1 protein-coding gene is annotated in these 798 nt (G+C 66.4%); it reads left to right on the top strand.

The window, feature by feature from the left end; all coding sequences use genetic code 11:
* Nucleotides 1-349 precede the first annotated feature (349 nt).
* The coding region (locus QT222_RS00405; protein ID WP_491475937.1) for an MBL fold metallo-hydrolase at nt 350-798 on the top strand (449 nt) is incomplete at its 3' end.

The following is a 798-nucleotide window of genomic DNA, read 5'->3' as shown; positions in this document are numbered from 1 at the left end:
CCCGGACAGCGCCGGGTGGGCGCACAACATCTGCTGGCGGGCCCCCGGGACCCCAAGGGAGGGCCCCCCCCCCCCGGGCGGGCCGGGGGCCGCCCCGCCGGTTGGAGGCGGGGCGGAGACGGCAGGGGTGGCGGCAGTCGACCCGGCGCCCCATCCGCCCAACCGCGTGGTCAACTGACCCCGCTCCCCGCCACGAGGGAACCGCTCCGGGAGGGTGGTCGGGGCCGGGCGGGCGTGTCGCACCGTCCATCCGTTCCCCGGCCGTCTCCGCCAGTCCGGGTGCGGTTTATATATCACCCCATCATGCCAAGCGGAAGATGCTATTATCTCACACACTCAGAGCAGGTGTATGTCTCAGAAATCGGAGAACGCGGTCGGTATCTTCGACATCGACAACTTCGAGATCGGGGTGGACGTCACGGAGGTAGTCGCGGACACCTATCAGTGTACGTCGTTCTCGAACGCGACGGCGTTCGACACGGCCGAAGGGCTGGTGTTGATCGATACTGGATACGCCCCGCTCTCCCAGCAGATGGCGGCGGCACTCAGAGAACACACCGATTCGCCCGTCCACACGGCCATCTACACGCACGGCCACATCGATCACGCCTTCGGTCTCGACGAGTTCCTCGCCGAAGGCCAAGATCAGCCGAACGTGATCGCCCACGAGGCGATGGCAGACCGATTCGACCGGTACGCGCTGACGAAGGAGTACAACGAGACCATCAACGGCCGGCAGTTCTCCGCCGATCCGGAAGCCGTCGAGTATCACAGTCTCTGGGAGGACGACGTGTTCGG

This window comes from Haloferax sp. s1 (assembly GCF_058382125.1).
Note: the sequence above shows the minus strand (reverse complement) of the source record. Positions and strands in the feature narration are given on the sequence as shown.